The following is a 25,638-nucleotide window of genomic DNA, read 5'->3' as shown; positions in this document are numbered from 1 at the left end:
TTAGCCCCCTTTGTGGCGGAATTCCCGCTCCATTTCTCGCTTTACGTCCCGTTCTCGGATATCTGCCCGCTTATCTACCGCTTTTTTCCCTTTACATACCCCTAATTCTACCTTAACTTTCCCATTTTTCAAGTAAAAAGAGAGCGGAATAAGGGTGTACCCCTTTTCTTCTACCCGTCGCTGGAGACGCTTTATCTCATCTCTGTGAAGGAGGAGCTTTTTTTTTCGATTGGGATCATGGTTGAACACCGAGGAATAGGGGTTTTCGGCGATCGTACAGTTCCGTAGCCATACCTCTCCATTTTCTATCTCAGCCCACGCGTCGGGAAAGGATATTTTCCCTTCCCGTACCGATTTTATTTCGCTTCCTACCAGAACAATCCCGCACTCATAGGTTTCGTCTATCGTGTAATCATGGCGGGCCTTCCGATTTATAGCGACTATTTTTACCCCTTCCTGCATTGCTTATTCCTTCTGTTTTTTCTGCTTTCCAGCATTTCCATATTAACGGGAGGGCTCATTTCCCCGGGGTACGGCGATAACCGGCCGGAATCCCACAAAAAAGCTGGACGTCCGAGGGGGAAGGGACCCTCTCGTTTCTATCTGGACAGTACCTGTCTTGTTTACCCACGATCCTCCTCGTACGGGCCGTTCGGGAGATCCCAGGAGGTACAGGGCCTTCTCAGAAACCGAAAGATATTCATGGGGGACAAAGGGATTACCACACCATTCCCACAGGCCCCCTTCCATGTTTTGGAGGGTCTTGTATATCCTGTTCCATCGGGCTGCATATTCCCATTCTTCTTCTGTGGGAAGCCGTACCACGAGGGGAGATCCTCCTCTTTCCCGAAGGGATGAGGGAAGTTTCGTGGTTAACCAACTGCAGAAGGCCTCTGCCCCATACCAGGAAATCCCTGGGGCTACTCCCTCGGGGTATCCCGAAAATTCCGGTGACTCAAGGTATGCTTCCCCAACCAGGCCTTGTTGTATAAGGGTTTCCCGCTGTCCTACTGCCCAGCGGGGATTTTCTTTTATAAACTGCTCCCACCTTTCTCGGGAGATTTCCTTTTCCGCAATCCAGAACTCCTGTAAAGATGACCGATAGGGGAAGGTGCTCGTAAAGATAGCTTCTCCCGCCGGTATAAGGAAAAAGCGAATCCCTTCTATGGTAAGCGTTCTTGTGGAAGAAGAAAAAGAAAGGGCCCCTTTTTTTTCTGCAAGTTCGGTGCCTTTTTCGCTTACCCTCCGGTACCAGGAAGAATCCAGCACGAATGGGGCCGTTTCTTTCGGCAGTACCGACGCAAGCCATATGGCTGTTTCGGGGTGCCCGTCCAGAAACGTGAGAATCTGGCGGATTGCCGCGATGGCTGAAAGAGGGGAAGGCGCAAGCCCCCCCGTACTGAGCAGGGCCGATGCTCGACCCAGATCCCGTAGCGATACGCCGTTGGTTACAAAGGGCACACAGGCTTCAAGGATCGAGAGGGAAGATACAAAAGAAGGACCATCCTTTTCGAGGGTCCCCCTGCGATACGCCGCTTCCGAAAGCACCATGGGAATTTGATACGTAGCGGTTGGTTCGCCGGTAAAGGTCCACTCCGTAAACCGTTGGGCGGCCTCAAGCATGATGTCGTTCTGGTTACCCTTCGTAAGGGTATAGTGTTTATCTCGATAATCAGGAAAAAGAAGGGTAGCGAATTTTCGTCCCTTTATGGTGATGCTGTCTTCCTGGGAGGAAAAACCGGGTGAAACCAGGGTAAGGGTGTGGGTTCCGTCTTTTACCCAGATAGTACAGGGAGTGGTTCCCTGATATACCCCATCGATACGAACCGCTATTCCCCAGGGCTCTGAAGAAAGGCGAAGATAGGCTCCGGGATGACGAAACCCCGGATACACAAGAAGAAAAAAGAGAACTACCAGTAATCCCAGGCCATATACTGCAGGAATATACTGTTTGGGGGGAATCCCCAGGATAGGTTTTAAATGAACTTCATCTTCTGGTAAAACGATGAGGGGCTTTTTAAGTTTATTCAACATGGATGAATTATAGAAAGGCCTCAAGACCTTGTCAACGTTTCCTATTCATGGTAGTTTTTTGATATGCAAGAAAAAAAATCCTTTTCAGAACGGCTTTTGCTTTTTACCGAGATGGTGTTGACCCGGCGGCGGGCAAAGCGGCGTATCCAGAAAGAGATTCAGCGAGCCAAGAATCCCATTGTGGATTGGATCGAAGCCTTTCTCTGGGCTGCGGGGGTGGTCCTTCTCTTAAATCAATATTTATTTCAGGCCTATCAGATTCCGTCGGGATCTATGATTGATACCCTCCTTATTGGGGATCGTATATTTGTCAATAAATTGATTTATGGCCCAGAGCTTTTGCCGGGCTTTGTGAAATTACCCAGTCCTATCAAACCGCAGCGAAACGAGGTTATCATATTCGAAAATCCTTCGTATATTTCCCGGGGACCGGTTTTTGATGTGGTACAGCGGGTTCTGTACATGCTTACTTTTTCGCTCGTGGATATTGACCGGGATGAACAGGGAAATCCGAAGCCCCACTTCTTGATAAAACGGGCCGTAGGTATGGCCGGCGATACCCTTCGGATGGAAGGGGGGGAAATGAAAATCCTTTTTCCTGGAGAAACCCAGTGGATTGAAGAGCGGCAGTATATTAAACAAAACGGCATGGAGCACCCTATCAATCGACTCATGGATGTGACCGCCTATCCAGCCCTCTATGCGGCGGGCTATGCAATGGCCTATTCGGATCTTGGTCTGGGAGTCCCTACTTCCCTTGTTCAAAAGATGCAGGCCCTGAGAAGTCTCCAGTATGTGGATTATCTTGCCCGTGAACAGGCCCGGCTTGAGGTGCTCCGGAGCGCCTTCCCTCAGGATCAAAGATATGGGGCCCTTGCTAATCAGTATACTATGGGCTGGTATGTGCCGGAGGGGCGGATTTTCCCGATGGGAGATAATCGGGATAATTCCCGGGATGCCCGATATTTTGGGCCCGTGCGTTTACAAAAGGTTCTCGGGAAAGGGGCCTTTAAATACTGGCCCCTCTCGCGGATTGGAATTATTCGATAAAGGTGTAGTATGGGCATTCTGTATAAAAAATGGCAGCAATATTCCTATGTGGCCCGGAAAAATCAGCGCCGACGTTTCATAACGGTGGTGGTGGTCCTCCTGTCATTTTTTATTTTTTACCTGGTGCTCCATTCCTTTGTTGTTTTTTCAGTGGAAGTAGGTTCTGCTTCGATGATGCCGGCCCTGGAAAAGGGGGATCGGTGCCTGGTGCTTCCCATTGCCCTGTTTCCGAAAGAGGTGGATCATTCGTGGTTCCCTATTCATCGGGGGGACCTGGTGGTGTTGGAAAAACAGTGGGGACAAAAGAACCCCTCCTGGTTCATCAAGCTCTATGGGGACCTGGTGAGTTTTTTTACAGCCCAGCGGATAGATCCTTTAGCTTCCTATCGGAGTAGAATGATAAAACGGGTTATAGCCCTCCCCGGCGATAAAATAGTAATGGAGGACTACCTCTTTAAAGTTCAACCGGCGGGAAAAACCTACAGTCTTACCGAATTTGAACTCTCCCAGGATTCCTATACCCTTACGCTTCCTGAAAAGAATCCCCTATGGGACAGGAGTCTTCCATATTCCGGAAACATGGAAGAACTCACGGTCCCGGCGGGGACAATTTTCGTTGCCTCCGACGATAGATCCTCCATTCAGGATTCCCGAAGCTGGGGGACCATTCCAATCACGGCGATATCGGGGCGGCTCGTTTTTCGGTATTGGCCTATTGCTCGTTTTGGCCTGTTACCGTGAGTACTGCTAATTCCTAACCATTATGGAAGCCTCTGTATACCTCCATATCCCCTTTTGCACCCAAAAATGCGATTACTGTGATTTTTATTCGGTGCCGCTGGCTTATTGGGGAACATATGAGGGATTTTGCAGGACCCTCCTTAAGGAACTCCGCCAAAATATAGAGGAATTTTCAATAGATCGGGTTCCTACCCTGTATATTGGGGGAGGGACACCCTCCCTATTGGGGGCCCGGCAGCTAGAAACGCTCCTCGTGTCGCTGCAGCACCTGTTACCTACCTGGCCGGAAGAATGTACGTTAGAGGCCAACCCCGAGTCTCTTGACGCATCGATTCTCCAGGTTTGCAAGGATTCTGGCATTACCCGATTAAGCCTCGGCATCCAGACCCTTACCGATCAAAGCCGGCAGGCGGTGCATCGGCTAGGTTCTGCCTATCAATGTCTTTCCTCTTTGGAACAGGCCCTGTACTTTTATCCAGAGGGGCTTTCGATAGATCTCATGACGGGGCTGCCTTTCCAGACCGTGGACACCCTTGTTTCAGACTTGGAAACCCTCGCTCCCTATCCTATCGCTCATGTTTCCCTGTATGCCCTGACGGTAGAAGAGGGGACTCCGCTGGCTCAACGTCTTGCCGCGAGGGAACAGATGCTTCCCGGTGCAGAGTATCAGGAAGAACTCTGGCTTGCAGGACGGGATTGGCTTGTTTCCCATGGCTTTGATCAGTATGAGGTTTCCAACTTTGCCCGATCCGGTGCTATCTGCAAACACAACATGCGGTACTGGCAGATGCAAAGCTGGATTGGCTGTGGCCCTTCGGCGTCTACTACGATGATTGACGAAAAAAGGGGAAGAGCCCTTCGTCGCACCGTGGCAGAGGATGTGGCTGGGTATTGTGCCAGGGGACCCCGGTATCGGGAAGAACCCATTGATCGGGAGACATTGCAGAAAGAATGCCTTATGATGGGCTTTAGAACCATCCAGGGACCGGACCCGAAGCTTTTTGAGCAACGTTTCGGGCTTTCTGTTGAAGCGGCTATCCCCCGGACCCTTGAAATTTGGCGACGCCGGGGCTTGTGCGAAAAGCATCGGCCGGCTCTTACCCCTCAAGGACTCAGGTATGCAAATACTTTTATTGTGGAATGTTTTCAGGAACTGGAAAAAGGAAGGTAGCCTATGGCCGCGTTCCTGCGGAACTCGTAAAAGGGCCCTCTTTATCAGAGGGGCCTCGTCGTTCCAGCCGTTGACCAGCCGTTAAAAGGACTGCCGCCGTTCCAGGGGCACCCCTTAAAAGGCTCCTTTTTGCTGCAGGAAAGGTCAGGGGCGCCCGTTAAAGGGCCCCCCAGGATTGGGGGGCCCTTTTTTTATGGGAAGGGCCAGGGGCTCTTTTTTAAGAAACCAGGTAGGAAGAGAGCCGCCGATAGGTTTGATTCACCCGGTCTTTTTTAAGCAGGTCCACTTCTTCCGAAAGTTCATCGATAAGGGACTCGAGGCTTGCAATGCTTTCGTTGATAGCCGTATGGAAGCCCCGGGAACAACGGAACCAATAGGTTCCCTGGCCGTCCGTAAACAGACTGATGAAGCCCAGATCAGTCTTTCCCGGTTTCCAGAGAGCCGTGGTCCCCGCCAGGGGAACAACCTCGAGGAGGGCGTCAAGGTCGGTGGCCAGCGAGTAATTTCGTTTTCGGGGCCACTCGCGATGTAACGCCTCTTCGAGATCCAGGTGGGGGAGCAGGGAAAGAATAAAAGAAAGTTTTTCTCCCGCCAGAATGGTGTACCGTTCTTGGTAGCGCACCAGCCCCCGCAAATCCCGGTAGAGGGCCGCGGTTTCAAGGTTAAGCTCTGAAAGATGGGGTGCCAGCCGTTCCCAGGTAAGAATAACGGTTTTAGCTCCCTTGATTTTTTCAATCTCAAAAATTTCTCCCAGAATTTTGATCCGATTGGTGAAGTCCCGTTCTTCTTTAGCCTTCTTCTTCGTCGCTGCGGCGGTTTTACGAACCAGCTTGTCGTACAGTTCAGGGCTGATGCGATGGAGGGCCGCCGGCGAAAGGGGTGACACCGACATGGCGTAGGTACGGGTGGTGCGAACGATTTCTCCTGCCACAATATACTGGGGATCCTGGCGGAACATCACCGAACCGGGATGAATCGAGATTCGATCCGCCGTAAGACTCCGGTAACTTTCCCGGCCTTCCCGGACACAGACAAATTGAATCAGTCCCCGGCCTACCGCGCAGAGGTAATCTTCCACCGGCCCGCCCGATAAAATCGGTATCCCCATATCAGATACAATGAGCTCCAGTTGTTCCTTTACGTTTACGATTTCTACCATGGTTTTTTCGTCCAGGTAGTTCTTGTCGCAGAATTTAGCCTTGTTTTTTGCTTCCTTAAAGGCCCGGAACAATTTAAGATAAGAGACAAAATCTCCGGCGGGGTCCCGGAAACTATGGTGGGCCCGCCGAGCATCCATCTCTTCTCCCGGGGGGAGCACATAGGGACTCTGGGTGGTCAGAAAGGCCGCCGCAATGAGGGTTTCTTCCAGCACCTGGGGATACTGGCGGATTGCTTCCACAATCATCCGGGAATGGCGAGGGGGCAGGGGAAACTGGGCCATCATCTTGCCGATATCGGAAAGGCTGTTATCGGGGGCAAGAGCATCCAGAAGGTTTAAGGTTTCGATGGCCCCAAGGAGTCCTTCCCGATTGGGGGGAGATATAAAATCGAATTCCTCAAAATTAGTAATCCCCAATTCGGCCATGCGGAGCACTACTTCAGATAGGTCGGTCCGGTATATTTCTTCCGTGGTAAAAAGGGGCCGGTTATCGTAATCCTTGCGGGTATAGAGCCGGTAACAGGTTCCCGGTTGGGTCCGACCTGCCCGACCTTTTCGCTGGTTACAGGATGCTTTTGATATGGGAACTTCGATAAGGCTCGATGTAAAAGTCCGGGGATTGTAGTAATTCAGCTTTGCGAGCCCCGAATCGATGACGGTGGTAATGCCATCGATGGTCACCGAGGTTTCTGCAATATTCGTAGCCACGACCACCTTGGTTTTCCCCCAGGGTGCTTTATCAAAGACCCGTTCCTGTTCATCCTTGCCCAGACGTCCATACAGCGGAAGCACGTGGAGGGCCCGCCCTACGGGGCTTGTTTCAAGCCGTTCGATACAGTCCTTAATGGCCTTTTCGCCAGGAAGGAACACCAGAATATCCCCTTCCCGTCGTTCGCTGACTATCCGATCCACAATGTGGACGATCTTCTCGAGGAGGGCCGCTTCGGCGGCGTCGCTGGCGGTGGTGGTGGTTCCTCCCGGTGGCGGATCATACACTACCGTGACGGGGTAGGTCATGGCATCGATTTTTACGATAGGACATTCCCCAAAGTATTCGGAGAATACCTGGGCATTGATGGTGGCAGAGGATATGATCACCTTGAATTCGGGCCGAACCTCCAGAACCCGCTTAAGGAGCCCCAAAATAAAATCAATATTAAGGCTCCGCTCGTGGGCCTCGTCTACAATAAGCACCCCATATTTAGAAAGATAGGGATCAAGCTTCATTTCCTGGAGCAGAATCCCATCGGTCATGATTTTTATTACCGTCTCTGGGCTTGTTTTATCTTCAAACCGCATCTTATAGCCCACAAGGCCAGGGATCTTCGTTCCCATCTGGCGGGCAATGAATTCGCTAACCGATACGGCGGCAATACGCCGGGGCTGGGTAACCCCGATAATGCCATATTTCCCGTACCCCGCCTCGTACAGGATAACCGGCATCTGGGTAGTCTTTCCGGAACCGGTGGGGCTTTCTACAACGATAACCTGATTGGTAGCAAGGCCTTCAAGAATTCGATCTTTGTGTTGATAGACCGGAAGTTCTGTATATATCATACTGTAGATAGTATACTATTTTAAAAGGCTGCGCAAAGGAGGTGAAAATTATGAAAATGTGTCGGTGTGGGAGGGGGAGAAATTTCGGCCCCCTGGGCATAGGCCTCGCACTTTTCTTTCTGGTGGGTTCTCTTACGGCTCAGGAATTTAAACGGGATCTCTTTCTGGCCAAAACCCGAATGAATGGGGAAGACGTGAAACAACTCCAGAATAAGTTGCTTACCCTGGGTTTTAAAGAAGTGGACAGCGCCGATGGCTGGTTTGGACCGAATACCGATAAGGCTGTCCGGGCGTACCAGGAATTTGTTGGCTGTGTTCCCGATGGAAGGGTTACCAAAAAGGTATGGGCCATCCTTTTTTCAAAGGATCCCCGAGCGAAGGATATTGAAGGGGCTATAGGGGCCGCCCGGCGTATTACCCTGGAAGGCCTTGCCCGGGAAGAACGATCCTTAGAGGATGTCTCCACCGAAGGGGGCACATTGGTCCGCTATACCAGAAATTCCCGTCCTGTCTATACGGAGGTGGAAATTTTGGGGGAAATGGGCAAGGTAATGTATAAAATATACCAGGTTCCTTCAGGGCAGGTTATTGTGGAGGATCGCTATGCCTACCCTGAACCTTTTGCGGCGGACCGGGCACAACGGTCGGTGCAAACCCATTATCTGATGAAAAACCTGTCTCTTACTCTTACGGAAGGAACCATGGTTCCCTTTGATATGGCCTCCTCGGGGATCGACCCGCAGTGGCTGCAATAGGGGCTATTCTATTCCCCCTATTTCTATGGTAAGCGGTTCGAAGCGGACAGACGTGGGATCCTCAAGCCCCTTGTACATATTTATGATGAAAAAGGGATACCGATCCCCTTGCGAAAGATAGGCGTTATCCCGGGAAAGGACAATGATTTCCTTGCCCCGGAGTTCGCTAGCCCCCTTGCCGTAGAGGGGGGTAATCCGTAAAAAGTGGATTCTTTTTTCTCCTCGATTCGTAATAGTGATGGTGCTTTTAACGTAGTGGGTATCTTTAAACGAATGGATCTGCTGGGACCGAAGGGTAATCTCAAGGGCTGTCCCCTCGGGCGGGGATGCTATCCAGCGAATGGGTACGGCGGTCCCCACCGAGGCCTGGCTCCGGGGGGCCCCATCGATTTTTTCTAGTTCCAGGGTTACCTGGGCAATAGGGGGTGGGGATTGTTTTTCGTAGACTAATAGATTGATGGGTAGTACATCCCCTGGTTCAAGGGGCGCATTGGGAGGACTTAACACCTTTTTTGACCCCTTAAAAAGGAGATTCCCTTTGGTGTCATACCAGGAGTGGGTGAGGGTGATTTCATATATTTCTTTTTGATGAGCCTGCAGGGTTCCCTTGATATTCAGTGAAAAGGCCGGTTCCGTGCTCCCATACCGATACAGGGTGCTTGATTGGAGATGAAAACTGAGGCCCTGGTCTTCCGAGAAAAGAACTCGGAGGGGAATCGTTTGTTCAGGATTCGGTTGAACGATGGGTGGGGTCCCTTGGTTTGTTGAAACGGGACCTTCCGCCGGTATCTGTAGGGCCGCAGACGGGGGAGTTACAGATTTGATATTTTGCAGAACAATGAAGGTCACCGTGAGGGCTACACCTATAACTCCTAGAAATGTTCCAATCCGTATAGCCTTCCGAAAACTCCCCTGGATATACCGCATCTGTTCATACACGGTGGAGTAGCTTGGTTGGAGTTCGGTGGCCTTTTTATACCAGAAAAGGGCCTTTCGGTAGGATAGAAAGGGGAAGAAACTCCTTTCTCCCTGGGTTTTGTAAATGGTTCCCAGTAAAGCGCAGATTTCCGCATCCCAGGGGAGAATGTCGTGGGCTTCCTGGGCACAGGTCAGGGCTTCTCTGTAAAATCCGGAGCGTAACAGTTCCTGGGCCCTGATGTGGCAGGATGCGGCATACTGATATATCTCTTGTAAGTCCTGTCTTGTAATTCCTAATTCCCGGGCAACCGCTTCAAAGTCCTCTTTTTTTACCTCATCCTTTCCCTTTATCCGGTGAATCTGGGCGATGTACTTTTGAAGCTGTTCATTATCCATGGAGACCTTCCTCGGTTTAAAAAGGGGTATACCTTAATGCTACCATAGGGCTCTGGAATTACAAGGTGCTACATTCAAAAATTACAGGAAAGCTTTAAAAAAAGGTCCGCTAGGCAGTATACTATTCTGTGCATGGGTTATTCATTAAAAAGGAGGTGAATCGGATATGAATGTTCAACAGTTACTTGGGGCCTTTCTTGTTATTATTGCCGTTTTGATAGGGATTCTTACCTATCAAGGATCTCAGATAGAAGCCTTCCATACGAAGGGCCAACCGGTGACGGCAAAGATACTCCAGAAGTATACCCTGGAACGTTCAAAACTCTGGGGAAATCCAGCGGTGTCTCGCTATTCCCGCATGTTACAGCGAGAGTATTATTTTGATGTAACTCTGAATACCGCTCTACCACCATCGGATAAAGCCTTCCAATTTGTCAGTGCCCCTCTTGTGGTAAGCCCTGAATTGGGATCTACCCTCACTAAGGACTCCACCATCGAGGTTTTGTATCTTGCGGAGAATCCTACGGAAACGGTGATAGCTCGGGAAGATTTTTTAGCAGGTCGCCATAGCCTGGATGGGACAACAAAGAAACGGTATGCCGAAGAGGCCAAGGTCAGCCGGGCCCAGGTACGAAAAATCCTGGAAAATGGAAAGGTGGAAATTTATTTTTCCGCTTCCAATGTTTCGGCCGCTATTTCCCCGGTTAAACTACCCATGCCGGTCGATGGGTCTATGTATAAAGCGTACGAAGTAGGAGATACCATCGATGTGGTGTACCTTCCAGGTAATGAGGACCGGGCTATCTCCGGAGAAATGCTGAAAAGCCTTATATATCTACCTACCTGGCTTGGAGTGCTGGCGACGGTAGTGGTGGCATGCCTCGGGGTATGGCTCCTCTTTCTCAAAAAATAGTAAGTTCCTTGAAGGCTATGGTAATTTAACAGACATGGTACCCCCTGGAATTAAGCAGCCCATTGAGCAAGTTCAGCTTTGTACTGAACCAGCAGATTGTCAAGTATCAGTGGTGGGAATACGAGTACGTCTGCGGGTACAGCAGGATAGGTCTCACGCATGAGGTGAAGAGGAGTCCCGCCTTTGTACGTGTTTACCCGTTTCTCATTAAACCAGCGTTGATAGGCCGCGGCTTTACTGAGAAACTCGTGGAGCGAGGAAAACGTTTCTGCGGCATACAGTTCTTCCTCAATCCAGCGATGAGAACTCTCCACATCGCTCTGAAACGTTTGGACTTTACCCGAAAAAGTAGACAGCATATTAAGCGCTTTTGTTACCTACCTCCATCGGGGGAACATACCCCAGATGAGAGTGTAGCCTAATACGGTTATAATAGCTCTCCACGTATTCGAATACAAGGAGGTGCACCTCCTTCATGGACCTACCTCCATCTAGGCCCGCAACCTCCCTTTTCAAGGTTTTAAAAAAGCTCTCACTAACTGCATTATCCCAGCAGTTTCCTTTGCGACTCATACTGAACTCTATGGTTGGAAGGACCCGCTTAGCCGTATCCTGGAAATCATGGCTACAGTATTGGACCCCGCGGTCGGAATGAAATATCAGAGATCCCTGCGGATGCCGCTGCATAATGGCCATCATGAAGGCTTGTACGACAAGGGTGCTGGTCATATCAGGCCGAATCGAATACCCCACCACTTTACGGTCATAGAGGTCTATGATTACACAGAGATACATCCACCCCGTTGTGCTCGGAATGTAGGTTATGTCACTAACCCAATAGGCGTTAGGAACTGCTACATTGAACTTCCGATTAAGTAGATTGGGGGCTACTGGTAAGGTATGCCGGGAGTTAGTAGTTCGCACGAATTTCTTCTTGGGCCTACAATTAAGCTTATTGCAACGCATAATGCGGGCCACTCGGTTGTGTCCTACATGAAATCCCTGTCGTTGTAATTCCCGGTGCATCCGCGGTACGCCATAACGGCCCTTATGGAGCTTTTGGATAGAGCGGATTTTCTCAAGAAGCAGACTGTCTTCTTGTGCTCTCTTGGATGCCGTCTTATGCGTCCATTTATAGTACCCTGATCGACTTACCCCTAACACCCTTGCCATCTTCTCCACGGGCCATCCGCCTTTATCTAGGCCATTGGTATTCATAAAGCAATAGATCATCTTTTGGGGCCCTGTAGGGAAAAGATGGCTACTGCTTTTTTTAGTATTTCGTTGGCCTCCCGCAGTTCAGCGTTCTCCTTTTGTAATCGCGCCATCTCAGCATCCCGGGGTACGCCATGACCGCTGAAAGCTCGTTTCCCAGAACCTTCCCCCCTGGCCTCTCGTTGCCACCTATTAAGAAGGCTCGGCAATATCCCCAGTTCCCTGGCTACTTCTGCACCGCTCCTACCCGAGGACTCAAGAAGGGCTAATGCATCCCTTTTGAACTCCTCCTGGTATACCCTCCGTTCGTTTCCCATACAGTACTCCTTACTCAAATCTAAGAAAGTCTTAACTTCATGTCCACTTTTCTAGGGTAGGTCCAGTTTTTGCTCCGGGAGGAATACGATGATGGGTGGCGTGCCAACACCGCTCCACCACCTTCGTGAAGATCGTCACCTTAGTGCTGTTCCAGGGGGCGGTAAACTCGGTCCCGTTGTCTGTTTGTACTACCGAGCCTTCTAGACGAATGCCATAGCCTTGAAAATGTCGATACAGCGCCAGGAGAAAGAGTGCCGCATTGGTTACACTCTTTTCTCGCCCATAGGCAATAAATATCGCTCCCGTACGTACGCAGCGGGCAGTAAACTGGTACCGTGGTAGCTGGTGCCGTCGATATTCCTCGTACAGTTCAGGAATATCATCCAGGTACTTTATGTCTATCTGCAGTTTCTCAAAGGCCTTGAGTCGCCGTTTTACCTCCCGCAGATCCCGTTTCTTTTCCGCCACCTTCCGTTGCGGCCGCCACAGTCCCTCTTCCCGCAGCAACTTGAGTACCGTAGGAACACTCACCGGAAGGGCAAGGTCCCGTCGCAGCCGCGATGCGCTCTTCCGTTTACCTGTTTCTTGCAACCTTCGAACCTCCTGGTACAGTTTAAACCGGATCCAGGGCTTCGTAGCATCCGGGCTCGTATGGGGTCGCCGACTCAGTTCTACAAGTCCCGACTTCTTATCTGCTTCGTATCGCCGCACCCACTTTCTCACCGTCTTCACCGTCGTCCCATACTCTCGAGCGGTGGGCTTAATACCATACTTTAAAGCGGCTTCTACAAGCTCAAGCCTTGCTGCATACCGGTCTTTACTTATCTGGATAAACTCGTAATACTTCTTCTCGTACATTGGTACCCTCCTGTTTAAGAGTGTTTTGTTTACCCTATTCTATCCCTATCCGTTGGATCGGGGTAGGCCCAGGGGGGTACCATGTCTGTTTAAAGAACAGTTCCTTGAAGGCTACCTCTTTCATTTTTTGCAGTATATGCTATTCTATATGGTACTGGAGGAAACAGTTAATGGCGAAAGCAACGAAACAGAAGTATGTCTATTTCTTTGGAGAAGGGAAGGCCGAAGGGGATGCGAAGATGAAGGACATCCTGGGTGGCAAGGGGGCAAACCTGGCGGAGATGACGAACCTGGGTATCCCCGTTCCACCGGGCTTTACCATTTCCACCGAAGTATGTGCGGCCTACTACGAAAACAACCGGCAATATCCTGCGGGGCTCGAAGAAGAAGTACTGGAGAATCTCAGAAAACTAGAAAAATTGATGGGAAAGAAACTAGGGGATGCGGAGGATCCCCTGTTGGTTTCGGTCCGTTCTGGGGCGGCCGTTTCCATGCCAGGGATGATGGACACCATTCTGAATCTGGGCATGAACGATAAGGCGGTGCTTGGCCTTGCAAAGAAAACCAACAATCCCCGTTTCGCCTGGGATGCCTATCGGCGCTTTATCCAGATGTATGGGGATATCGTGATGGGCATCCCCCACGACGAGTTTGAAGAAGCCCTGGCGGCTATGAAAAAGGCTAAGGGCGTGGAACTTGATACGGGACTCGATGCTCAGGACCTGGAACGGTTGGTTGGTGAATACAAGAAAATTTATAAAAAACATACCAAAAAGGACTTTCCTCAGGATCCCATGGACCAGCTCTGGGGAGCCATCAATGCGGTGTTTGGTTCCTGGATGAACGAGCGGGCTATCAAATACCGGGAACTGAACAATATTAAAGGGCTTAAGGGAACGGCGGTAAACGTCCAGTCCATGGTGTTTGGAAATTTCGGTGATGATTCAGGTACGGGGGTCTGCTTTAGCCGCGATCCTTCCACGGGCAAGAATGAGTTCTATGGTGAATTCTTGATGAACGCTCAGGGCGAGGATGTGGTGGCCGGCATCAGGACCCCTGAAAAAATTGCTACCCTGGCAAAACGAAACAAACAGGTCTACGAACAGCTTGTGGCCATTAAGGATCGCCTCGAAAAGCATTTCCGGGATATGCAGGACATGGAGTTTACGGTCCAGCAGGGGGTGCTCTACATTCTCCAGACCCGGAACGGGAAGCGGACTGGCCAGGCGGCGGTTAAGATTGCCTACGACATGGTTCAGGAAGGGCTTATCGATAAAAACACCGCCATCTTGCGGGTAACCCCCGAACATCTGGACCAGCTTCTGCACCCCATGATTGATCCCAAGGCCCTGAAGGGAGTTAAACCCTTAACCAAGGGCTTAAATGCTTCTCCGGGTGCCGCCTGTGGTCGGATCGTGTTTACCGCCAAGGATGCGGAACTCTGGGCAGAAAAGGGAGAAAAGGTTCTCCTGGTACGTAAAGAGACCAGCCCCGAAGATATCGGAGGCATGGTGGTCTCTGAAGGAATCCTCACCAGTACCGGAGGGATGACAAGCCATGCGGCGGTCGTGGCCCGCGGAATGGGAACCCCCTGTGTGGCCGGCGCCAAGGGTGTTTCGGTACAGGGGAAAAAGGTGGTTATCGGCGAAAAAACCTTTAAAGAAGGGGATTGGATTACCATCGATGGTTCCACGGGAGATGTCTACGATGGCCAGCTTCCCCTTATGACCCCGAAATTCTCCAAAGAAATCGAGACCTTCCTTTCCTGGTGCGACGAAGTGTGCGCTGCTTCGGTCCGGGGAACTATCAAAGGCTTTACGGTGCGGACCAATGCGGACCTTCCCGAAGATGCCAAGCGGGCCTTTGATTTTGGTGCCCAGGGAGTGGGGTTGTGCCGAACCGAACACATGTTCTTTGATAAGGAAAAGCTTATCCACTTCCGGGCGATGATCGTGGCAGACAGCGAAGAAGAACGCAAAGAGGCCCTCAAAAAGATTCTCCCCCTTCAGAAGAAGGATTTCTTTGGCATCTTTAAAGCCATGGAAGGTCGACCGGTTACCATCCGTCTTTTGGATCCGCCCCTCCATGAATTTGTTCCCAAAACAAAGGAAGAGGTGGCGGAACTGGCGGAACAATTGGGCGTAAAACCCAAGGACCTGCAGCCTAAAATAGATCGACTCCACGAGGCAAACCCCATGTTGGGACACCGGGGGTGTCGACTCGCGGTAACCTATCCCGAAATCTATGACATGCAGGTGGAGGCCATTGCCCTGGCGGCGGTGGATTGTGTGAAGAAAAACATCCCCGTAAACCCGGAAATCATGATTCCCATCGTCTGTGATGAACAGGAATTGGCCCTGCTGCGGCCCCGGGCGGAGGCGATCATTAAGAAGGTCCTCGAAAAAGCCAAGGTGCAGGTGGAATTTAAGATCGGTACCATGATCGAAGTTCCCCGGGCTGCCCTATTGGCCGATAAAATTGCCGCATACGCGGATTTCTTTAGTTTCGGTACCAATGACCTGACGCAAATGACCTTTGCCTTTAGCCGGGACGATGCGGCGTCGTTCCTGCCGGCCTATGAGAAACTGGGACTCCTGGAGGTGGATCCCTTTAAGTCGGTGGACGAAGAAGGGGTGGGACTCCTCATGGATATGGCCACGACGAAGGGACGAAGCACTAAACCGGACCTGAAGGTGGGCATCTGTGGGGAACAGGGAGGAGATCCCGCCACCATCGATTTCTGTTATCGGACAGGATTGAACTATGTTTCCTGTTCTCCCTTCCGCGTTCCGATTGCTCGACTTGCCGCGGCCCAGGCGGTGATTCGGAACAGTAAGAAATAGCACATTGCCACAACAGCAGAAAGGAATGGATTCCTGTCTGCGGTACTTGAAGTGAGTAAGGGGGGCCGGGTGTTTACCACGGTCCCCCTTTTTTTTATACTACCCCTATGAAACGAAGCGTATTAGTTTTAGGCAGCCTTTTTGCGGTTGCGGGTTTTCTCTTTTCCCAGGAGCGGATAACCCTCTATGGTATCAAGGGTCCCTCGGGGATTGGCATGATTCGACTTTTTGAATCTCCCCCTCAGGTGGCGGGATGGCAAATTTCACTAGAAGCCCTGGCCCAGGCAGACCTCATGGCGGCGAAATTTGCCAGTGGGGAAGCAAAACTGGGAATCCTTCCCCCCAATGTGGCGGCGAAATTATACGCCGCTGGCCGGCCTATTCAGGTGCTCGCCGTCGTAGGGGAGGGGATGCTGAGCCTTATCACCGCCGATCCAGCTATCCGTGGCATTGGGGATCTGCGGGGCAAAACCGTGGAAGTGGCGGGGCAGGGGGCAACCCCCGATTTTGTATTCCGCCGTATCCTAAGTTATTATGGCTTAACTCCCGGTAAGGATGTGCAACTTGGGTATGCCCTGGCCTATCCAGAAATTGCCCAGTCCCTCAAGGCGGGAAAAATACAGACCGCCCTGCTTCCCGAACCCTTTGCCACCATGGCCTTAAGCGGAAGCCCCCACCTGCGGGTGGTGGGAAATATCCAGGATGAATGGAATCGGGCGACGGCGGCCGATGCTACCACCGGGGCCAGCGAAGAGGGGGGAGTGCAGAAGACCCCGGCCGCTGGAGGAAGCCAAAGCGGCGGTGTTTCCGCTGGAGCCCCTAGCTATCCGATGACGGTCTTTGTGGTGGACCGAACCTTTGCGGCCGCCAACCCGAGGGTAGTAAGGGCTATTGCCGAGGCCTATCGGGCATCGATTCAGTGGGTGGTGCAGAATCCGGTGGAAGCAGGAAGACTGGTACAAAAACATGAATTGGGGCTTACGGCCGCCGTCGCTACCGCGGCGATTCCCCGGTCGGCGTACGTGTTTATTCCTGCCCGGGAAGCCCGTCCTGCCCTGGAACGCCTCTTTGCGGCTTTTCTCGAATATGCCCCCCAATCAATTGGAGGGAAATTACCGGGAGATGATTTCTACGGCACCTTCTAGGAATAAGGGGCGGCGCTGGGTTCCTCTGTGGTATGGAGGAGGCATCCTTTTTATTGGGACCCTCTGGCTTTTTGCCGCCCGAATGACAAAAAGTTCGCTTATCCTGCCGGGGCCGGGGGAGACAGTAGGGGCCCTTATCTCCTTAGTCCAGCATCCCCGCTTTCTCCCTGCCCTGGGAGCTTCCCTGGGGCGGGTGGGACTGGCCTTACTCATCGTTTTTCCCCTATCCCTTATGGTGGGTATCCCGGCGGCCCTATCCAAACCCTTTGGGGCCTTTTTTAAGCCCCTCTTTACCCTGATTGGGGCAACACCGGTGCTTTCGATTATTTTGATTGCCTTTCTCTGGTTTGGACAGGAACGAACCCCCGTGTTTGCGGCGGTACTCATGGTGTTTCCGGTGCTCACTGCCAATGTGATTGCGGGCATTCAACAGCTCGATCAGGGCCTTAAAGAGGTGGTTCAGGTGTACCGCCTATCCCCTCTTCGTTCGTTCAGGGCCTTTATTTTCCCCAGTATTGTTCCCTACCTCTTGGGGGGCCTCCAGAGCGGCTTGTCCCTATGCTGGAAAGTGGTGGTAGCCTCAGAGGTGCTTCTCCAGCCCCGATATGGGCTTGGAACGGGCATGCAACAGGCAAAGGCCATGCTTGAAACGCCGGACCTCTTTGCCTGGACCGTGGTTACCGTTGCTCTTGCGGGCTTTATGGAAGCATGCCTCTATTGGATACGGCGCTATGAAACTCAGTATAGATAATTTGAATTTCTCTTATACCGAACAGCCCCTTTTTAAGGATTTTTCCCTCTTTCTGGATGATGATTCACGGATAGTGGCCCTCCTTGGACCCTCGGGCTGTGGAAAGACAACGCTCCTCCACCTTATCGCAGGTTTACTGGCCGGACAGATACCCCCTCCAGAATCCAGGTTTGTGGAAGCAGGAACGAGCAAAGAGGGGCCTTCTTTCCCCATGGGAGGGACTATCACCTTTGAATCAGGGCCTATCGCTACCGTGTCCTATGTGTTCCAGCAGGACCGGCTTTTCCCTTGGTATACGGTGTATGAGAATGTTATGCTGGTAGTACAGGACCTTTTGCCCCCCTCGGAAGCGGCCCAACGGACCCGGAGGATGCTTGAACTTGGAGAGCTATGGGAATATCGTCATCGCTATCCCCGCCATCTTTCCGGTGGTCAGCGGCAGCGGGTAGCCCTTGCCCGGGCCTTTGCGTACCCTGCTCCCTTAATCTTGATGGATGAGCCCTTTCAGAGCCTTGACATACCCCTGCGTATTCAACTGATGCGGTGCATTCAACTGCTTCAAAGGGAAGATCCCCGGCATATCATCATGGTTACCCACGATCCGCGGGAAGCCATATTCCTCTCGGACCGCATTATTGTCCTTACCGAACCGCCGGTCCAGGTGGCCCTGGATATCCCCAATGGTCTCAGCGCCGAAGAACGCTCCTATCAACATCCCGCTTCCGCTGAGTTAGAAGCCCGTTTGTACCAGGCCCTGTCGGAGTTGCCTCCTCGGTACGGCCCTTTTTAAAATCCCCGACATTCCATAGCCGCCGATCGTTCGGACCCTTCCTGGAAAAGCCGTTCCAGAATGATGGGTAAAATAACCAGAAGTTCCCCTATGCCTCGTTTACCTCCCCGGGCAACGTAGGCGGCCTCTGTTTCTTGCCAGAGTTCAAAGATTCGGGGAATAAAGGCAAGCACCATGGCCAGGGCGAGGGAAATCCACCTTCTTCGGCTGGGGAAAAAACGCCCTTCCATGGTTTCGAGCACCTGCCGCATTTCCCAGAGGGGCGTGGTAGTGTATACCATGGCGGCGCCAAGATAGGCGGTTAGCACCCCTATGACGAGGGGAAGCCCCTCAACCAGGGCTGGGTAGGAGATCTCCAGGGGGAAAGGCTGCGCATTATTGTCTTGCAACCGAAGGCTCTGAACAAAAAGAATGATCCCCAGGGTAAAAAAAAGTCCCCTGGTTCCTGCAAAAAGGTCCCGAAGCTTGAGCCGAGAGCCGCAGACCAACAGTAAGAGAACTGCATCGATACCACCGAGGAACAGCAAGTCCCGCCGCAGGGAAAGTACCGAAAGCACAAGGAGCCCCGCCAGTTTCCATCCTGCCTGTATCCTGTATAAAAATCCCCTGCCGGGGATAAACATAAAAGCGCTCCGAACATCCATAGTACCCCTCCCGATAGATCCGCCAGGAAGATCAGCCGAGCCAGGTACAGTCCGCGATAGTGCGGTAGGTATGCCGGGGATCCCGGATGCCCCAGCGGGGATCAATCTGATCCAGGACCTCTGCGGGCTTCCCGTCGGTTTGCACCTTTCCCTGATAGATCACCACGAGGCGTTCCGCATGGGCCAGTACCTTTTCCAACTCGTGGGTACAGATGATAAGGGTTTTTCCCTCCGAACGAAGGGCTACGATGGTTTCCAGCACCTGGACCACCCCCGGGTAATCGAGGTTGGCAAAGGGCTCATCCATGATGATAGTATGACACCCCATGGCAAGGATTCCCGCAATGGCAAGGCGCCGTTTTTCTCCCCCCGAAAGGTACCGTGGGGGGACATCCCTTTTCCCCAGGAGCCCCAGCTTTTCAAGGGCCTCCGTCACTCGACGTTCTTCGTCTTTTCCGGTATATCCCAGGTTTTTAGGTCCAAACCGCACATCTTCCCATACGGTTTCGCCCAGTATCTGGGCGTCCGCATCCTGAAACACAAAGCCCACTTCCTGGCGAAGCTGTTTTTGAATACGAGAAGAAGCTCCTTTACCCGAGAGGGGCTTCCCCTGGTAATAGACTGCCCCTTCGGTGGGCTCTAGAAGCCCCACGAGGTGTTTCATAAGGATAGTTTTCCCTGACCCATTTGCTCCGGCCAGCACTGTGCAGGTACCTTGAAAAATACTGAGGTTGATATCCGACAGAACCCGAAAGCCTCCCGGGAACACCTTCCCCAGGTGGCGAATCTCGAACAGAGGGGCTTCCATGAAACGCTCCGGTTTTACGCCGATTGGTAGAGATCTCCCACGGTGCTACGGACCCGAAGACTCACCAGGGCAGCCACTATTCCTTTAAGGATGTCTCCAATGATAAAGGGAAGAAAGCCGGTAGCAAAGGTTTTTGTCCAGTTCCCTTCATACACCATGTTAAGCCGTAAAAGCCCCGGGACATAAATCACAAGGATCGCAACCCCTGTGGCGATGGCGAGCCTCCACAGGGGTGTTTTTTTGCCCGCCTGAGGGGTTCCGGCGATTAATCCCCCAACGATGGCCGCAAGAAGATACCCAAGCAGATAGCCCCCGGTGGGGCCAAGAATGATAGCCATTCCCCCTTTAGCCCCCGCAAAAACAGGAGCCCCCAGGGCTCCTATGACAAGGTACAGGGCTACTGCTATCCCACCCCAGAGGGGGCCCAGAAGGAGCCCCGCCAGAATAGCAAACATGTTCTGCAGTACAATAGGAACCGGCGACATGGGAACGGGAATACTGATAAAGGTTCCTACCGCAATCAGGGCGGCGCAGAGGGCCGCCAGGGTGATGCCCACCAGTTTAGATCGTCCCGTGGATGCCGACGGCACTTTCGTTTCGTCCATAGAATCCTCCCTCTTGTTTTGTTTGTTTATAGTACCGCAGAAAGCGCAACAACAGATTTCTGCGGGAATGGAACCTTCCGGTAAGCTGATAGCAGGAAATTTCTTCTGGTCCTACGAAGGGTTCGTTCACATGGACCCCTACCCCCAGAGAAAACCACGTGATGTGATCAAGCTCGGCAAAAAATTCCCAGAAAAGGCCCGCCAGCTTTTTCCCCTGCACCATAAGATGATGGGGTGCTGGCACCGCTGGCTCAATCCCCATTTCATCGAAGATGGCCTTTTGGAGCGCCTCCGATGCTTCCTGTATAAGGTGATGATACAACGAAACCGGCAGCGCTGGCCATTCTAAAAGGGTACAAAAAAGACCTCCCGCTCCGGCGTGCCAGGACCCAGGATCCTGGGCCTTGCTCGCCGTTTGGGTTTCTGCCACGATGATGGCCGGGCCAGGAATCCTGCGGGCCGCCAGTTCCCGGGCCCGATTCATGGTACTGTCGGTCTCTTTATAATAGATGACCTCTTCTTCCAGTTCTTCGAATTCCCAGGGATAGAGAAAATCTTCCATTGCATATGAGGCTGCATGAAAGGGCTCCCCTTTGCTATTCGTCACAAGCCGATAGCCTTCTTTGCCGCAACTTTCGATAGCGTAGCCTGCTTCCCGCAAAGCTTCGGCGGCCTTCCATACCGCCACCCGGGAACAACCGGCCAGAGAAGCAATGGTCTCGCCGGATACCACCGATCCCCGGGCCTCTCGCAATAGTTTCAGAACCCAGGCTTTGGTGGAAAGCTTTGTTTTTATACCGGCAGCATAGGCCTGTGCGGATATACCTTCTGTATGATACGGGTGACCCATGACTGGATTTTCTGCCCCTTTGCTGTTAACCATCTTAATTTAATGGTTAACATAAAACACAAAAAATGTCCAGAGGAAGATGACTTTTTTAGCGATTTTTTATGGATGTAATACGGGGATCCTGTCTCTGGCAAAGACCTCACATGTATTCTTTATGCTTCTGTACCCTTTATTCGGTGGCTATACGCGTAATGGAGCAGTACAAAAAAAAGAATCACTATGCCGTACGCCGCAATCACCAGGGGAACCCGAAAAGCCTTTCCTATGGTAAGCGAAAGGGCGATACACAGCCCGCTTACGAATTGCAAGCCATACAAAATTCCATCCACCTGAAGGGCAGTACACCCCAGGGCCATGAGTTTGTGGTGGGTATGTTCCCGGTCGGGCTCATAAATACCCCGTTTATCCCGGACCCTTCGCCAGATAGCCGCAAAGGTATCCAGAATGGGAATCAAGGTGAGCCCCGCCGCATAGGGTGGAGAGATGGGAGAAATTCCCCATTGGACAGTATCCCAGATGGGAAGGAGGGCGATAAAAAAACCGAGGAACTGGCTCCCCGTATCCCCCATAAAGATTTTTGCCCGGGGGGCGGGAAAATTAAAACAGAGGAATCCCCCAATAGCCCCTATGAGGAGGAGCGAAAACTGCCAGGCCTGCACATTTTTCATCATCAGGTAAATGACGGCATACCATACTAGAATAATGACCGAGATGCCCCCCGCAAGGCCATCAACCCCATCGATAAGGTTAATGGCATTGATGATACCGATAATCCATATAAAGGTAAGAGGATAGGAAAGCCAGCCAAATTGAAAAACAAGCCCAATTTCAGGAAACGAAAGTCGCTGAAATCTATATCCTGCCAGCACCACCAACAGGGCGGCCATCGCCTGAACAAGGAATTTATACCTGGCCCGCAGGGGTTTAAAATCATCCCAGACGCCAAATATTAAAATAAGGAGCATCGCCGCAAGGACAAGAAAGAAAGAAAGATCCTGAGTCCTATCTTTCCAGAACCCACTTAAAAGAAGGATGCACACCATTCCTACATAGGCTGTTATAAATCCCACCCCTCCCAGCCGGGGAATCTGCCCTTCGTGGATCTTCCGTTCGTCGTGGTGATCGAACCACCCCTTTTTATGGGAAAGCCGCAGTATACACCAGACAAAACACCAAGAAAGCCCAAAGGTTGCCAGCGTAAGTATCACCATAAACCCCATCGGTTCCTCACCTTATATTTTTTGATTGAGTATATCGCAGAAAGAAGAGCCCCACAATATATTTATAAGAATTTACATGCTCATAACAAAGTACGTAGTCTTCTAGGACGTTTATGATCCTAGAAATGCAATGATGGCTAGCCACCAGTATCCTAAACAATAATGTTCAATATCTGAACGAAATTCATCGGGAACCATTGAAAAACCCGGAAGGTGATGGTACACTACAAAAGAAGATGTATAATCCTCTGAGCCTGTTTCGGCGGCCAGCGGGGTTTTTATATGAGGGGCAAAAACGCTCCTGGACGATCCAGGATGCTGCAGGGCCCTGAAAGGCCCTGGGGCTGGGTCTTGTCCTTTTCATTTCTCCTCTGGAGCCTAAGAGGTTTGGCTGTGTTTTTTTTCTCTAAAAAAAAGGTGTTTGTATGGTAGATCCGGTTTCCGTGGCAGAACGGATTAAAAAAGAAAATCAGCGGGAAGCTCAGGATCTTGCACAACGGCGTCAACATGCCCAGAATCTTGGAAAGTATATGGCCAGACAAATACTACAGCGATATCCTGAGGTACGCCGCGTATGGGGTTTTGGTTCTACCTATGAGACCTGGCGGTCCTATCGATCAACAAGCGATATTGATCTGGCCCTCGAGGGGGGCGATATTCTTGAAATATTCCGTATTACCGAGGGATGTGAAATACCGATAGATCTGGTTTCTCTCGAAGATTGTCCTCCCTCTATGGCCGCGGCAATTCGCTCCCATGGGGTTATTCTTGCAGAGGTTCCCTGTGATTAGTAGAACAAGTATTGAATTACTCATAAGTGAATTAGAAAATGACTTTGATTATATAACTCAAAATGTAAAGTTATATGAAAAGGCCCTTGCCAGGGTTCAGAGTTCTTTTTGGAACGATGAGCTTGATCTTATGGTTCTGGGTAGCTGCCTGCATGCTTTGTATAATGCCTTTGAAGCTTATTTTTTTCGAATTGCAAAATTTTTTGAAAATTCAATTGATAAGTCTATGTGGTATCGAGATTTGTTAGATCGAATGGCATTGGAGATAAGAGGGGTTCGTCCTGCGCTTATTTCTGATAGAGAATTGTTTGAAAAGATAGACGAATTGAGGAGGTTTAGGCACCTTTTCCGTAATTTATATAAAACAAAACTTCATCCTGAAAAGTTAAAAATAGTAAGTGATGCCGCTCAAAACATTGATGCGGTCTTTGCTGTCATGCATACCAACTTTGTAGGGTGGCTCAGAGCGCTTACCCAGGCATTAGAGTAGTGGTTTTAAATAATCATGATGCAAAGCGATAGGGGATCTGATACGCCGTCTCTGTTAAAAATTATCACCAAAGCATGGAATGCCTGCACCTGGGGAGATACTCGAGAAACACCGGAGACATGGCTTGCCATTGTGCAGGGTAATGATATACAGCAGAAAAAACGATTATTCAATAAATTATTCTTTGAATTAGTGGGGTATGATATTATTACCCAGCTCTTTGATAAAGATTTTATTAAATCCTGTCTTGAAACCATGAACAGACCCCTTCCTCGACCTCATCTTGAGAAACGCCGAAAGGTCTGGCGTTATTTGTTTTTAGATATTCGAGAACCAATCAAAGAATTAGATTGGGTTATACGATACGGTGATGGGACTGTTTAATTATCAGGGTATATACCAACTGCAAGACACTATTCTGGAGATAGTTTTTGCAGAACCTTCAGGATTGTATCTCACAGGGGGTACTGCACTCAGCCGCTTTTATTTACAACATCGCTATAGTGATGATCTCGATTTTTTTTACAGTGATCCGGCCCAGTTTCCTGATGTGTTTCGTACTATATATAGAACCCTGGTAAAGCGTTATCCTTCGTTGCAGATCCCTGTTGATGCTCGAGACTTTAAACGTGTAATCATCACGGAGGGGAGTTATTCGCTAAAATTAGATTTTGTTGCTGACAGAATCCCCCGTATTGGGATACCCGTGTATTCGGGCCCTATAAGAATCGATACGGTGCGTAATATATTAAGCAACAAGATATGCGCCTTATTAAATAGGGATGAGCCCAAAGATGTGGCTGATATACTATGGATTGCGATGAAACGCCAGTTCAACTGGTCCGATATTATAGCCGATGCCCAAAAAAAAGATATTTTCTTACTTGAAGATATACTCCTAAGGTTAAAAACCTTTCCGATTACCTTGTTAGAAACGGTGCCATTTATTATAGAAAAACCTCTCGCCGTATACAAGGATGCCCTGGAATGTGTATATACTGATATAGCTTTGCAAACAGATAATTCATTGGGTAAGACAGTCAATGCGGCTATATTAGAATAAAGAAGACCATGATAGATATCGAAACGGTAAAGGCGCTTATCGTCGAGCGGCTTAAGCCGCTTAATCCCTATAAGGTTATCCTCTTTGGCAGTTATGCCTACGGCACTCCCAACGAAGAAAGCGATATCGATCTGTACGTTGTTACCAATGATGATTTTATTCCCCAGAATTGGAAACAAAAAAGCGAGATTTATCTAAAATACTCCCAGGCTATACGGGATTTGCAAAAGATTATTGCTGTTGATCTGATAGTACATACCAAAAAGATGTATGAGAAACTCATCGATTTAGATGGTAGTTTTTATAGATACTCTCTTAAAAAGGGTATAGAGCTGTGAGTGTGGCAAAGGAATGGCTTAAAGCTGCACAGGATGATTTGATTTTGCTCGAGGATATCAAAAATAATAACCATATTACTAATTTGATAGCCTTCCATTCCCAACAGGCCATAGAAAAGTCTCTTAAGGCTCTTTTAGAGTATCAACATAAAAAAGTTCCCAGGACCCATAAACTTCAACAACTAGTGGATGTACGCGCTCTGCCATAATAGTTG

Annotated in this window: 28 protein-coding genes; 15 read left to right on the top strand and 13 right to left on the bottom strand. The window is 50.5% G+C overall.

Features of this window, described 5'->3' with window-relative positions:
* Together smpB and C5O22_RS09065 are read right to left on the bottom strand one after the other, a co-directional pair.
* On the bottom strand, positions 1–462 hold the full coding sequence (gene smpB, locus C5O22_RS09070; RefSeq protein ID WP_132781098.1) for an SsrA-binding protein SmpB: 462 nt from the start codon (positions 460–462) through the stop codon (positions 1–3).
* Positions 463–504: 42 nt separating this feature from the next.
* Positions 505–2,034 (bottom strand): SUMF1/EgtB/PvdO family nonheme iron enzyme, encoded by a 1,530-nt coding sequence (locus C5O22_RS09065; RefSeq protein ID WP_132781096.1) that lies wholly within the window; start codon positions 2,032–2,034, stop codon positions 505–507.
* Positions 2,035–2,097: 63 nt separating this feature from the next.
* On the opposite strand from C5O22_RS09065, the gene lepB (C5O22_RS09060) reads away from it, so the two are divergent.
* The 3 genes from lepB (C5O22_RS09060) to hemW are packed head-to-tail and all read left to right on the top strand — an operon-like array spanning position 2,098 to position 4,996.
* The gene (gene lepB / locus C5O22_RS09060) at positions 2,098–3,084 is read left to right on the top strand and encodes a signal peptidase I (RefSeq protein ID WP_207895371.1); all 987 of its coding nucleotides are present in this window, start codon (positions 2,098–2,100) and stop codon (positions 3,082–3,084) included.
* A gap of 9 nt (positions 3,085–3,093) precedes the next feature.
* Positions 3,094–3,825: a signal peptidase I gene (gene lepB / locus C5O22_RS09055; protein ID WP_132781094.1), complete on the top strand. Its 732-nt coding sequence runs from the start codon at positions 3,094–3,096 to the stop codon at positions 3,823–3,825.
* Between the two features lie 22 nt (positions 3,826–3,847).
* Entirely contained in the window at positions 3,848–4,996 is a 1,149-nt protein-coding gene (hemW, locus tag C5O22_RS09050; protein ID WP_132781092.1) for a radical SAM family heme chaperone HemW, read from the top strand.
* A 217-nt stretch (positions 4,997–5,213) separates the two neighbouring features.
* On the opposite strand, the gene C5O22_RS09045 is transcribed toward hemW, so the two are convergent.
* Positions 5,214–7,712 carry a helicase-related protein gene (locus C5O22_RS09045; protein ID WP_132781090.1) on the bottom strand — a complete coding sequence of 833 codons (2,499 nt, stop codon included), beginning with the start codon at positions 7,710–7,712 and terminating at the stop codon, positions 5,214–5,216.
* A gap of 50 nt (positions 7,713–7,762) precedes the next feature.
* On the opposite strand from C5O22_RS09045, the gene C5O22_RS09040 reads away from it, so the two are divergent.
* Positions 7,763–8,467 carry a peptidoglycan-binding domain-containing protein gene (locus C5O22_RS09040; RefSeq protein ID WP_132781089.1) on the top strand — a complete coding sequence of 235 codons (705 nt, stop codon included), beginning with the start codon at positions 7,763–7,765 and terminating at the stop codon, positions 8,465–8,467.
* 3 nt (positions 8,468–8,470) lie between these two features.
* On the opposite strand, the gene C5O22_RS09035 is transcribed toward C5O22_RS09040, so the two are convergent.
* The gene (locus tag C5O22_RS09035; RefSeq protein WP_132781087.1) at positions 8,471–9,781 is read right to left on the bottom strand and encodes a tetratricopeptide repeat protein; all 1,311 of its coding nucleotides are present in this window, start codon (positions 9,779–9,781) and stop codon (positions 8,471–8,473) included.
* Positions 9,782–9,947: 166 nt separating this feature from the next.
* Here C5O22_RS09035 and C5O22_RS09030 point away from each other — a divergent pair, with 166 nt between their 5' ends.
* Entirely contained in the window at positions 9,948–10,694 is a 747-nt protein-coding gene (locus tag C5O22_RS09030; RefSeq protein ID WP_132781086.1) for a hypothetical protein, read from the top strand.
* Between the two features lie 50 nt (positions 10,695–10,744).
* On the opposite strand, the gene C5O22_RS09025 is transcribed toward C5O22_RS09030, so the two are convergent.
* From C5O22_RS09025 to C5O22_RS09010, 4 genes are read right to left on the bottom strand one after another with little or no spacing between them, the layout of a single operon-like run.
* Positions 10,745–11,008: an IS3 family transposase gene (locus tag C5O22_RS09025; protein WP_165910476.1), complete on the bottom strand. Its 264-nt coding sequence runs from the start codon at positions 11,006–11,008 to the stop codon at positions 10,745–10,747.
* A gap of 46 nt (positions 11,009–11,054) precedes the next feature.
* Positions 11,055–11,912 (bottom strand): IS3 family transposase, encoded by an 858-nt coding sequence (locus tag C5O22_RS09020; protein WP_279432196.1) that lies wholly within the window; start codon positions 11,910–11,912, stop codon positions 11,055–11,057.
* Between the two features lie 11 nt (positions 11,913–11,923).
* Complete coding sequence (locus C5O22_RS09015; RefSeq protein WP_132781081.1) at positions 11,924–12,226, bottom strand: transposase; 303 nt, start codon at positions 12,224–12,226, stop codon at positions 11,924–11,926.
* A 37-nt stretch (positions 12,227–12,263) separates the two neighbouring features.
* The gene (locus C5O22_RS09010) at positions 12,264–13,085 is read right to left on the bottom strand and encodes a helix-turn-helix domain-containing protein (RefSeq protein WP_132781079.1); all 822 of its coding nucleotides are present in this window, start codon (positions 13,083–13,085) and stop codon (positions 12,264–12,266) included.
* A 170-nt stretch (positions 13,086–13,255) separates the two neighbouring features.
* On the opposite strand from C5O22_RS09010, the gene ppdK reads away from it, so the two are divergent.
* From ppdK to C5O22_RS08990, 4 genes are all read left to right on the top strand, one after another.
* Complete coding sequence (gene ppdK, locus C5O22_RS09005) at positions 13,256–15,928, top strand: pyruvate, phosphate dikinase (protein WP_132781078.1); 2,673 nt, start codon at positions 13,256–13,258, stop codon at positions 15,926–15,928.
* 107 nt (positions 15,929–16,035) lie between these two features.
* On the top strand, positions 16,036–17,073 hold the full coding sequence (locus C5O22_RS09000; RefSeq protein ID WP_132781076.1) for an ABC transporter substrate-binding protein: 1,038 nt from the start codon (positions 16,036–16,038) through the stop codon (positions 17,071–17,073).
* On the top strand, positions 17,051–17,824 hold the full coding sequence (locus tag C5O22_RS08995; RefSeq protein WP_165910474.1) for an ABC transporter permease: 774 nt from the start codon (positions 17,051–17,053) through the stop codon (positions 17,822–17,824). Before C5O22_RS09000 ends, C5O22_RS08995 begins: the two co-directional genes overlap by 23 nt.
* On the top strand, positions 17,805–18,614 hold the full coding sequence (locus C5O22_RS08990; RefSeq protein ID WP_132781073.1) for an ABC transporter ATP-binding protein: 810 nt from the start codon (positions 17,805–17,807) through the stop codon (positions 18,612–18,614). Before C5O22_RS08995 ends, C5O22_RS08990 begins: the two co-directional genes overlap by 20 nt.
* Here the strand turns inward: C5O22_RS08990 and C5O22_RS08985 are convergent.
* From C5O22_RS08985 to C5O22_RS08965, 5 genes are all read right to left on the bottom strand, one after another.
* Entirely contained in the window at positions 18,611–19,258 is a 648-nt protein-coding gene (locus C5O22_RS08985; RefSeq protein ID WP_132781071.1) for a CbiQ family ECF transporter T component, read from the bottom strand. The genes C5O22_RS08990 and C5O22_RS08985 overlap by 4 nt on opposite strands.
* Positions 19,259–19,289: 31 nt before the next feature.
* The gene (locus C5O22_RS08980; protein ID WP_132781070.1) at positions 19,290–20,066 is read right to left on the bottom strand and encodes an energy-coupling factor ABC transporter ATP-binding protein; all 777 of its coding nucleotides are present in this window, start codon (positions 20,064–20,066) and stop codon (positions 19,290–19,292) included.
* 14 nt (positions 20,067–20,080) lie between these two features.
* Complete coding sequence (locus C5O22_RS08975) at positions 20,081–20,671, bottom strand: biotin transporter BioY (protein ID WP_132781068.1); 591 nt, start codon at positions 20,669–20,671, stop codon at positions 20,081–20,083.
* The gene (locus C5O22_RS08970; RefSeq protein WP_165910473.1) at positions 20,628–21,521 is read right to left on the bottom strand and encodes a biotin operon repressor; all 894 of its coding nucleotides are present in this window, start codon (positions 21,519–21,521) and stop codon (positions 20,628–20,630) included. The genes C5O22_RS08975 and C5O22_RS08970 overlap by 44 nt, the downstream gene beginning before the upstream one ends.
* Before the next feature lie 152 nt (positions 21,522–21,673).
* Positions 21,674–22,732: an MraY family glycosyltransferase gene (locus C5O22_RS08965; RefSeq protein WP_165910472.1), complete on the bottom strand. Its 1,059-nt coding sequence runs from the start codon at positions 22,730–22,732 to the stop codon at positions 21,674–21,676.
* 434 nt (positions 22,733–23,166) lie between these two features.
* Here C5O22_RS08965 and C5O22_RS08960 point away from each other — a divergent pair, with 434 nt between their 5' ends.
* From C5O22_RS08960 to C5O22_RS08935, 6 genes are read left to right on the top strand one after another with little or no spacing between them, the layout of a single operon-like run.
* Positions 23,167–23,532, top strand: a complete 366-nt coding sequence (locus C5O22_RS08960; protein ID WP_132781063.1) for a nucleotidyltransferase domain-containing protein — start codon at positions 23,167–23,169, stop codon at positions 23,530–23,532.
* Complete coding sequence (locus C5O22_RS08955; protein WP_132781061.1) at positions 23,525–24,022, top strand: ribonuclease toxin HepT-like protein; 498 nt, start codon at positions 23,525–23,527, stop codon at positions 24,020–24,022. The genes C5O22_RS08960 and C5O22_RS08955 overlap by 8 nt, the downstream gene beginning before the upstream one ends.
* 15 nt (positions 24,023–24,037) lie before the next feature.
* Positions 24,038–24,406 (top strand): hypothetical protein, encoded by a 369-nt coding sequence (locus tag C5O22_RS08950; protein ID WP_132781059.1) that lies wholly within the window; start codon positions 24,038–24,040, stop codon positions 24,404–24,406.
* Complete coding sequence (locus C5O22_RS08945) at positions 24,393–25,085, top strand: nucleotidyl transferase AbiEii/AbiGii toxin family protein (RefSeq protein ID WP_132781057.1); 693 nt, start codon at positions 24,393–24,395, stop codon at positions 25,083–25,085. The genes C5O22_RS08950 and C5O22_RS08945 overlap by 14 nt, the downstream gene beginning before the upstream one ends.
* An 8-nt stretch (positions 25,086–25,093) precedes the next feature.
* Positions 25,094–25,423: a nucleotidyltransferase domain-containing protein gene (locus tag C5O22_RS08940; RefSeq protein WP_132781055.1), complete on the top strand. Its 330-nt coding sequence runs from the start codon at positions 25,094–25,096 to the stop codon at positions 25,421–25,423.
* On the top strand, positions 25,420–25,632 hold the full coding sequence (locus C5O22_RS08935) for a HEPN domain-containing protein (RefSeq protein ID WP_132781053.1): 213 nt from the start codon (positions 25,420–25,422) through the stop codon (positions 25,630–25,632). Before C5O22_RS08940 ends, C5O22_RS08935 begins: the two co-directional genes overlap by 4 nt.
* Positions 25,633–25,638: the final 6 nt, after the last annotated feature.

The sequence above is a fragment of the Treponema sp. J25 genome, assembly GCF_004343725.1.
GTDB lineage: Bacteria > Spirochaetota > Spirochaetia > Treponematales > Breznakiellaceae > J25.
The sequence above is the reverse complement of the archived record's forward strand: the minus strand, read 5'-3'. Positions and strand labels throughout refer to the sequence as shown.